Source organism: Caballeronia sp. AZ1_KS37, from assembly GCF_023631165.1.
GTDB lineage: Bacteria > Pseudomonadota > Gammaproteobacteria > Burkholderiales > Burkholderiaceae > Caballeronia > Caballeronia zhejiangensis.
The window spans coordinates 241513-250061 of record NZ_JALQDP010000035.1 but is presented as its reverse complement, the minus strand read 5'-3'; the positions used below and the strand labels follow the sequence as shown (position 1 = coordinate 250061).

Annotated in this window: 8 protein-coding genes; 4 read left to right on the top strand and 4 right to left on the bottom strand. The window is 64.3% G+C overall.

Annotation, left to right across the window (positions count from 1 at the left end; genetic code table 11):
• Positions 1-143: 143 nt before the first annotated feature.
• The 3 genes from NCS00_RS24305 to NCS00_RS24295 all read right to left on the bottom strand — a co-directional run bounded on the left by NCS00_RS24305 (position 144) and on the right by NCS00_RS24295 (position 3162).
• The gene (locus NCS00_RS24305; RefSeq protein WP_033535867.1) at positions 144-494 is read right to left on the bottom strand and encodes a hypothetical protein; all 351 of its coding nucleotides are present in this window, start codon (positions 492-494) and stop codon (positions 144-146) included.
• A 237-nt stretch (positions 495-731) separates the two neighbouring features.
• Entirely contained in the window at positions 732-2279 is a 1548-nt protein-coding gene (locus NCS00_RS24300; RefSeq protein WP_250441196.1) for a methyl-accepting chemotaxis protein, read from the bottom strand.
• Between the two features lie 178 nt (positions 2280-2457).
• Complete coding sequence (locus NCS00_RS24295) at positions 2458-3162, bottom strand: glutathione S-transferase N-terminal domain-containing protein (RefSeq protein WP_008347144.1); 705 nt, start codon at positions 3160-3162, stop codon at positions 2458-2460.
• A gap of 374 nt (positions 3163-3536) precedes the next feature.
• Between NCS00_RS24295 and NCS00_RS24290 the strand changes: the two genes are divergently transcribed.
• Together NCS00_RS24290 and NCS00_RS24285 are read left to right on the top strand one after the other, a co-directional pair.
• Positions 3537-4037: a hypothetical protein gene (locus NCS00_RS24290; RefSeq protein WP_008347146.1), complete on the top strand. Its 501-nt coding sequence runs from the start codon at positions 3537-3539 to the stop codon at positions 4035-4037.
• A 72-nt stretch (positions 4038-4109) separates the two neighbouring features.
• The gene (locus NCS00_RS24285) at positions 4110-4877 is read left to right on the top strand and encodes an SDR family oxidoreductase (protein WP_250441195.1); all 768 of its coding nucleotides are present in this window, start codon (positions 4110-4112) and stop codon (positions 4875-4877) included.
• Between the two features lie 8 nt (positions 4878-4885).
• On the opposite strand, the gene NCS00_RS24280 is transcribed toward NCS00_RS24285, so the two are convergent.
• Positions 4886-5116 (bottom strand): hypothetical protein, encoded by a 231-nt coding sequence (locus NCS00_RS24280; RefSeq protein ID WP_008347150.1) that lies wholly within the window; start codon positions 5114-5116, stop codon positions 4886-4888.
• A gap of 179 nt (positions 5117-5295) precedes the next feature.
• Between NCS00_RS24280 and NCS00_RS24275 the strand changes: the two genes are divergently transcribed.
• On the top strand, positions 5296-7272 hold the full coding sequence (locus tag NCS00_RS24275) for a sigma-54-dependent Fis family transcriptional regulator (protein WP_008347152.1): 1977 nt from the start codon (positions 5296-5298) through the stop codon (positions 7270-7272).
• 190 nt (positions 7273-7462) lie between these two features.
• Positions 7463-8518 carry an ATP-NAD kinase family protein gene (locus NCS00_RS24270; protein WP_008347154.1) on the top strand — a complete coding sequence of 352 codons (1056 nt, stop codon included), beginning with the start codon at positions 7463-7465 and terminating at the stop codon, positions 8516-8518.
• Positions 8519-8549 lie beyond the last annotated feature (31 nt).

Below are 8549 nucleotides of genomic sequence, written 5' to 3'. Positions count from 1 at the left end.
ATAATCCACCCGCGCCGCCCCGAAATGGTGGGTGGTTTCGGGGTTCGATTTTCCGGGGGCCCGCGTGGAGTGAGTTGGGGGCTAACTCTGACGCGCGGCCCGCCAGAAATGGCGGCACGCGCTTTTTTATTTGCGCGATGACATCAGCCGTGCGTCGTGCCTTTAGGCATCCTTGACGACGCGCACGCCTGCAACGCGACGATCGCCTTGTTTGCGAGCGTGAGCGTTTCCTCGCAGGCGAGGCGGTCGCGAAAGATCGAGCATCCGCCGCCGGCGTTCACTTTCGCCACCGCGTTGCGCAGCTTGTCGAGCGCGGATTGCGGCGAGCCGGCGTCGCGAATCATCGATGCGATATCGAACGCGCTCCCGGCGTCGGTTTCGACGTAGCCGGGGCATTGCGTTTGCGCGTGAGCCGCCATGCAGATCATGCCGGCAGCCGCAGCCAGCGAAAGGCGCCGGGCGCGGCGTCGAGAAGGGTAGAGGAGGGCATCCATTGGCGTCACCATCGTCAGATTCGCATTGACAAATCATGCGTTCGGCGAACTCGTGACGGCTGGAACGGACGAATGCTTGTCCACAGAATCGGTGGGCAAGATTGTGGATATCCTGAGCATCGCCGGGCCAACGTGTTGATGCGTAACGCATTTGACCCGGCGTACGAAATTCGCGCGTTGCTTCGTCTCCCATTCTGAACCGGTAAAAAAATTCGCGCCGGCCGCGTCAAAAAACGCCTAAACCCGGAATGCCTGGACGGTTTGCCCGAGTTCGCGCGCCTGCGCGTCGAGCGCGTGCGCGGCCGTCGCCGCTTCGTTCACGAGGGCGGCATTCTTCTGCATCAAACGATCCATCTGCGATACCGCGTCGTTCACTTCGTCGATGCCGCTGCTTTGCTCGCGCGAAGCCGTCGCGATCGCTTCGACGAGCATCGACACGGCGTCGACGGAAGCGAGCAGATCGGCGAGCGTCGTGCCCGCGCGCATGACCGTCGAGCCGCTCGATTCGACGTGCGCGTTCACTTCGCGGGTCAATTGCGAGATTTCCTTCGCCGCGGCCGACGAGCGTCGCGCGAGCGCGCGAACTTCCTCGGCGACGACAGCAAAGCCACGTCCGAGCGACCCGGCTCGCGCCGCTTCGACCGCCGCGTTCAGCGCGAGCAGATTCGTCTGAAACGCGATGGATTCGATCACGCTCGTAATCTGCCGGATCTGCGCCGAACGCGACGACAAATCCATCATGCGCGCGATTGCATCGGCGACGGCGCGTTCGCCATCCTTCGCGCGCCCAGACGCTTCCCTCGCCAACTCGCGCGCGCGATTCGCGTGCTCGGCGTTCGCGCGAACGGTGGATGCGATCTGCTCCATGCTCGCCGACGTCTGCTGCAAGCTCGCCGCATGTTCCTCGGTGCGCGCGGACAGCGCGTGGTTGCCCTCGGTGATGTCCGCCGCCGCGACGCCGATGGTCTGCGTCGAGCGCTTGATGTCGCCGACCATCGACGCGAGCTGGCTGCGCATCAGGCTCATCGCGTACATCACGCTTTGCGTGTCGCCGCGCGCGACGGGCACATCGGTCAGCAGATCGCCTTGCGAGACGCGCCGCGCCACGCTTGCCGCGAGTTCCGGTTCGCCGCCGAGCTGGCGCATGAGCGATCGCGCCAACGAAAAGCAGAGCCAGCCGACGAGCGCCACGCCCGCCCCGATGCACGCGCCCACGCTCCATTGCACGATGCGGCTCACGCGTTGCGCGTCGTCGTATTCCTGCTGTGCGGCGGTGAGCTGAAACGCGCGCAGATCGGTGCTTTCCTTCTTGACGCGCTTCGCTTGCGGCTCGATCTGCTGCGTGACGATCCACTGTGCTTCGGCCAAATTGTTGGCGGCGAGCAGATCCGTCGACGGACGAAAGCCTTTGTCGCGCAGTGTCGCCCAGTCGGCGGCGAGGCGCTTTGCGAGCGGCGCTTCGGTCGAATCGAGCGGATAGCGCAGATAGCGGCCGAGCAGGGCATCGATACTTGCGACGCGCTGCTGCGTCGATGCGACCACGGCTTGCGTCTTTTGCGCCGATGGATCGAGCACGGCATCGCTGATCGCGAACTGGCTTTGCGTGATGAGTTCGTCGATCGTGGAAATGGTCTGCAGCGCTTGCACGCGCCCTTCGAAGACGTGGCGTAGCGCGGCATTGCCTTGCTGGACGCCGAATAATCCGACGCTGCCGACCGCAACGAGCACGGCGGCGACCGCGCCCATGACGATCGCGAGGCGCGCCTTGACGGTGAACTTTGACATTTTCGGTAGAAGAGAATCGTGCGCGGAGAAGTCCGGAGGCGCGCAGCGGCCAATCATCGGACTTTTGTGGAGAGCGCAATCTACCGATCGTCGACGACGTTTGTGTGACAAGCGCCGCGGTCACGCGCCGCAAACCTTTGCGTGCGCGTTCCCAACGAAAGCGACCGATGCCCCGCAATCAATCGCGCTTCGGAATCTCCAGTCCGCGCTTCACCGCAGGCCGCGCGAGAAACGCGTCGAGCACGCGCTCGACGTTCTTGAACTCGTGAAAATCCACCAGCTCGCGCGCTTCGTAAAAGCCGATCAGATTGCGCACCCACGGAAACGTGGAGATATCCGCGATGCTGTACTCGTCGCCCATGATCCAGTCGCGACCTTCGAGCCGCTTGTCGAGGACACCAAGAAGCCGCTTCGATTCGGCGACGTAGCGCGCACGCGGACGCTTATCCTCGTAATCCTTGCCCGCGAACTTGTGAAAGAAGCCGACCTGCCCGAACATCGGGCCGACGCCGCCCATCTGGAACATCAGCCATTGCAGCGTTTCGTAGCGCTTCGCCACATCGTCGGGCATCAACTGGCCGCTCTTCGCCGCGAGATAGACAAGAATCGCACCGGATTCGAAGAGCGGCATCGGCTCGCCGTTGGGTCCGTCCGGATCGATGATCGCGGGAATTTTGTTGTTCGGATTGAGCGACAGGAACTCGTCCGACATCTGATCGTTCTTGTCGAAGCGCACGAGATGCGGCTCGTAAGGCAGGCCGGTTTCCTCGAGCATGATCGAGACTTTCACGCCATTGGGCGTCGGCAGCGAATAGAGCTGAATGCGCTCGGGATGCTGAGCGGGCCATTTGCGGGTGATGGGGAAATCGGCAAGCGCGGTCATTTAGAGTCCTCGAAGGTCGAAGCGCCGAATATAACGATTTCGCGGCTTTCCTGCGTCGAAGACACCATCGCGCGCTGTCATCCGCTCGCCGCATCGACAGGAAAAGATTGAGGGATCTCGTACAGACGACGTATGTCGAAACGCGGAATCTGTTCTTGCCTCGACTACAAAAGCGATTGTAGGAATCGCAGCATCGATACGAGGATTGCGCGCAGCGCGAAGGTCAAGAAGTCAACGAACAACGAAGAAACCAAGCCCTTGCGGGAATGTGCAGCGCGAACGCGACGTGCGGGCCGGTCCACTGGCTCGGTTATTGCATCGGCACGGGTGCCCGGGAATCCGTGCCGGCCTTACGAACCGTTGGTTACGCTGCCATGAAAACCGCTCCTCTCGCAACGCTTACCGCAATCGCTGCCGTGGTCGGGGGACTGCTGCCCAGCCTGTGCACCGCCACGTCTCTCGAAAGCCAGCTCGACTGCAAGTCCAGCGCGCACAACTTCATCGCACCGCTCGTCGCCGATAAATCCATCGACGCGCGCCCCATGCGCGTCGAGGCGAATTCGGTCAACGCGTTCAAGCCGACCCAGGGAAGCGAGCTCACCGCTTACGGCTTTCGCGTCTATGCCGTGCTGGGCTACGAGCACGGCGACGACATGTTCAAGCGCGGCAGCGGCCAGCCGATCAACGATTCCGCGTATGGCGTCGTGGTGCTCGCCGCGTCGGAAACGGTCGAGGCGAAGGTGCGCGAATCGGGCAGCACGGCGGTCGTCAAACAGGTCGTGCCGATGATGATGACGGCCGTCTTCTGCGACGGCAGCGGCGCGAGCAAGACGACGGCCGGCGCCGTTACGACGGAAGCGTCGCGGAATCGCTGAATCATCGTCGATAATGTTCTCCCCAAAAGCGCGCGCAAAGTGTCGCGCGCCCGACAACAGGAGAACGCCGACATGTCTGACGCAGCCAAGCAGTCTCAACGAATCGCCATCGTCACCGGAGCGGGAAGCGGGATCGGCCGTGCGGCGGCGCTGGCCTTGCTCGGCGACGGCTGGTCGGTCGTGCTTGCCGGAAGACGTCCCGCGCCGCTCGACGCGGTGATCGGCGAATCGAATGCAGCGGAGCGCGCGCTCGCCGTGCCGACCGACGTCTCCGATCCGCAATCGGTCGAGAAGCTCTTCAAGGCGGCGGTCGAGCGCTTCGGCCGCGTCGATCTGCTGTTCAACAACGCTGGCGTGACGAATCCGCCGGGACCGTTCGAGGACTGGACGCCCGAGCAATGGAAGAACGTCGTCGATATCAATCTGAACGGCATGTTCTATTGCCTGCAGCAAGCGTTCCGCACGATGAAGGCGCAAACGCCGATGGGCGGCCGCATCATCAATAACGGTTCGATTTCCGCGAGCGCGCCGCGCCCCAATTCGGCGGCCTACACGGCGACGAAGCACGCGGTGCAAGGTCTCACGAAGACCGCATCGCTCGATGGCCGCAAGTACGACATCGCGGTCGGTCAGATCGATGTCGGCAATGCTTTCACCGAGCTGTCGGAGCGCATGTCGAAGGGCGTGCCGCAAGCGAACGGCGAGATCGCCATCGAACCGATGATGGACGTGAAGATCGTCGGCCAGTCGGTGCTCTACATGGCGAACCTGCCGCTCGAAGCCAACGTGCTGTTCCACACCGTGATGGCCACCAAGATGCCGTTCGTCGGCCGCGGCTGATTCTTCTTCTACGCGATCCGATACCAGACGCGAATGCCCGAGTACCAATGGCTCACGCTGGTATCGTCGCCGGCGCCGAACGTCGAGAGGCTCTCGACGTTCAGCACGTCGACGTCGTTCTCGGCAATCCACCTGTTCGCGCGCTCGACGAGCGCCGCGCCGTTCTCGTACACGTTGCCCTTGATGAGGTGATGCTGCACGATCTGTCGCTCGAAGTCTTCGTAAGCGATCTTCGCCATCCGCTGTCTCCTGATTTTCGTTCTGATGCGCCGATGTATCAGCGGCCGTTTATGTTGCGGCGCAGCGCTATCGCCGCATGACGCGTTCTGCCGATTCGAGCATCATATGGCCTGAGACACGCTCGTGCGAATCGGTGAATTCCGCGTGCGGGCGGCACGAGAACGCCAAGGAGAGCACGATGGACATGCGGCAACGCGAGCACATCGAGGCAGTCGTCGCGGCGACCACGCGGGCGGACGCGCTCGGTACGGCGCGAGCGCACGACGGCATCATTCAGTCTTCATGGCGGCGTTGCGTGCATCAGTACGGACTCGATCCGTCGCGCATGCAGGAAGCGCGCATCCTGCCGCAGACGCGCCTGCGCGAGCATCAGCAGCGCATCGACGACTTCGCGCGCATCGCGCGTCACGGTCTCGAAGCCTTGTACGAGCAGGTCGCGGGCATGGGTTATGTCGTGCTGCTCACCGATGCGCTCGGCGTGACCGTCGATTACATCGGCGATGCGAACACCGATTCCTCGCTGCGCCGCGCGGGTCTCTATCTCGGCGCGGAGTGGAGCGAAGCGGGCGCGGGCACCTGCGCGGTCGGCACCGCGCTCACGACGGGGCAGGCGCTCACCGTCCATCAGATCGATCATTTCGACGCCACGCACATTCCGCTCACGTGCACCGCCGCGCCGCTCTACGATTCGCGCGGCGCGCTTTCCGCGATCCTGGACATTTCCGCGCTCGTGTCGCCGCAAGCGCGCGACAGCCAGAATCTCGCGCTGCAACTCGTGCGGATTTACGCGGGGCACATCGAGAACGCGAATTTTCTGCGCACGCATCGGCAGGACTGGATTCTGAAGCTGAACACCGCGCCGGAATTCGTCGATGTGAACCCCGAATATCTGATCGCGCTCGATGCGAGCGGACGCATCGTCGGACACAATCGCCGCGCGCATACGATGCTCGCCGCCGAAATCGGCCGTCCGGTCGCGCCGGGAGAAAGGGCGACGTCGCTGATCGGCGTGCCGTTCGATACGCTTTTCGACGCGCGCATCGAAGAGCTGGGCCGCTTCGTCTATTCGCGCCCGAGCGAATTGCGCGCGGTGCCGCTCGCAAAATCCGGCGCGCTGCTTTATCTGAGCGTGATGCCGCCCGCGCCGTGCGTCACGCCGTCGACCAACGCGACTGCGGCGCGCAGCGTGGAAGTGCCCGCGCCGCTCGCCGCGCTGTGCGGTGGCGATGCCGCGCTCAGGCGTCAACTGGAACGCGCCGCGAAGCTCGTCGATTCGCCGATCAACCTGCTCGTCAATGGCGAAACCGGCAGCGGCAAGGAGTTTTTCGCGAAGGCGCTGCATCGCGCGAGCGCGCGGCGCGCGGGGCCGTTCGTCGCGGTGAATTGCGCGGCGATTCCGGAGACGCTCATCGAAAGCGAATTGTTCGGGCATCTGCCGAACAGCTTTTCGGGCGCGGGCGCGAAAGGCAAGCGCGGGCTCATTCAGGAAGCGGACGGCGGCACGCTCTTTCTCGATGAAATCGGCGACATGCCGCGCGAGTTGCAATCGCGGCTGCTGCGCGTACTGGCCGAAGGCGAAGTGCTCGCGATCGGCGCGTCGCGGCCCGTATCGGTCGATGTGCGCGTGATTTCCGCCACCCATCATTCGCTCGACGCGCTCATGCACGACGGACGCTTCCGCGAGGATCTCTACTATCGCCTGAACGGCGCGCGCTTCACGCTGCCGCCGCTGCGCGAACGAAGCGATCTCGACTGGCTCGTCGACAAGCTGCTCGAAGGCGCGGTCACGCTGACGCCGGCGGCGCGTGAACGGCTGCATCGGCATGAGTGGCCGGGCAATCTGCGCGAGCTTTGCAACGTGCTGCGCTATGCGCGCGCGGTGTGCGCGAACGGTTCGATCGATGTCGATGATCTGCCGGAAGGATTCGACGGCGCGCCGACGCCAGTCGAAGCCGAGCCGGCGCGCGCCGTCGTCGAGGATTTCGATCCGCATCGGCTGCCGCCCGAAGGCATGCTGCTGATGCAGTATCTGCGCGCGGCGAGCTGGAATCTGAGCGCGGTCGCGCGGCAGATCGGCGTGAGCCGCATGACGCTTTACCGGCGCATGGCGCGCTACGGCATCAAGTCGCCGAATCAGCGCGACGCGGGTCACTAACGCGCGATACGCCTGTACTCCCGCCGATACACCTGCCGCTGTGACACCTGTCACGGCGGCGCCCCGTACACCTCCAAAGCGCCCGATTTCCGCGGGTAATCCCTCGCTTTTTCGCGCGCGAAAGCCGTCTTCAGATTGGCATGGCGCTTGCCTTTATCCGCCGCACAAAACACACAACGGAGACACTGGCATGCGTGACAGCGCGGCGCCGCTCGTCGGCATCATTGCCAATCCTGTTTCGGCGCGGGACATCCGGCGCGTCATCGCGAATGCGAACAGCCTGCAGCTCGCGGATCGCGTGAATATTGTGTTGCGGCTGCTGTCGTCGCTCGCGTCGTGCGGCGCTTCGCGCGTGCTGATGATGCCGGACCGCGAAGGTCTCAAGGTCATGCTCCAACGGCATCTTTCGCGCAAGCAAGGTCCGGACGCCGCGCTCGCTCACGTCGAATTCCTCGACATGCCCGTGACCGCGCGCGTCGACGACACGTTTCGCGCCGCGCGCATGATGCACGACGCCGGCGCCGATGCGCTCATCGTGCTCGGCGGCGACGGCACGCATCGCGCGGTCGTGCGCGAGTGCGGCCAGGTGCCGATCGCAGGCTTGTCGACGGGCACGAACAACGCCTATCCGGAAATGCGGGAGCCGACCATCTCCGGACTTGCGACGGGGCTCTACGCAACGGGCCGCGTCCCCGCGCGCCAAGCGCTCGCGTCGAACAAGTTGCTCGACATCGAAATTCGCGATGCGAAAGGCAGCGTGCGCCGCGACATCGCGCTCGTCGATGCCGTGATTTCGCACGAGCATTTCATCGGCGCGCGGGCGCTGTGGAAGATCGACACGCTCGCCGCCGTCTACGTCTCTTACGCCGATCCGCAGGCGATCGGCATGTCGGCGATCGCCGGTCTGCTCGAACCGCTCGGGCGGCACGACAAGGGCGGACTCGCGATCGAGCTCGGCAGACCAGGCGACTGCGAATTCGAACTGCACGCGCCGATCGCGCCCGGCCTCGTCGAACCCGTGCCGATCGCGAACTGGACGCGCCTCGCCGACGGCGTGCCGCATCGCGTGAAGCAGAAGAGCGGCATCGTCGCGCTCGACGGCGAACGCGAGCTCGCCTTCGGACCCGGCGACGAAGTGAGCGTCACGCTCAGGGAAAGCGCTTTTCGCAGCATCGATGTCGCCGCGTGCATGCGTTACGCGGCGGCGTCCGGGCTGATGCGTCAGTCCAGCAGCCACACCCGCTAGGCCAACCCACGGAAGACATCAAAGGAGACAG

Excerpts from the sequence above, each read along its gene's own strand:
- NCS00_RS24305 (WP_033535867.1), bottom strand. The coding sequence starts at position 494 with ATGGATGCCCTCCTCTACCCTTCTCGACGCCGCGCCCGGCGCCTTTCG.
- NCS00_RS24300 (WP_250441196.1), bottom strand. The coding sequence starts at position 2,279 with ATGTCAAAGTTCACCGTCAAGGCGCGCCTCGCGATCGTCATGGGCGCG.
- NCS00_RS24295 (WP_008347144.1), bottom strand. The coding sequence starts at position 3,162 with ATGACCGCGCTTGCCGATTTCCCCATCACCCGCAAATGGCCCGCTCAG.
- NCS00_RS24290 (WP_008347146.1), top strand. The coding sequence starts at position 3,537 with ATGAAAACCGCTCCTCTCGCAACGCTTACCGCAATCGCTGCCGTGGTC.
- NCS00_RS24285 (WP_250441195.1), top strand. The coding sequence starts at position 4,110 with ATGTCTGACGCAGCCAAGCAGTCTCAACGAATCGCCATCGTCACCGGA.
- NCS00_RS24280 (WP_008347150.1), bottom strand. The coding sequence starts at position 5,116 with ATGGCGAAGATCGCTTACGAAGACTTCGAGCGACAGATCGTGCAGCAT.
- NCS00_RS24275 (WP_008347152.1), top strand. The coding sequence starts at position 5,296 with ATGGACATGCGGCAACGCGAGCACATCGAGGCAGTCGTCGCGGCGACC.
- NCS00_RS24270 (WP_008347154.1), top strand. The coding sequence starts at position 7,463 with ATGCGTGACAGCGCGGCGCCGCTCGTCGGCATCATTGCCAATCCTGTT.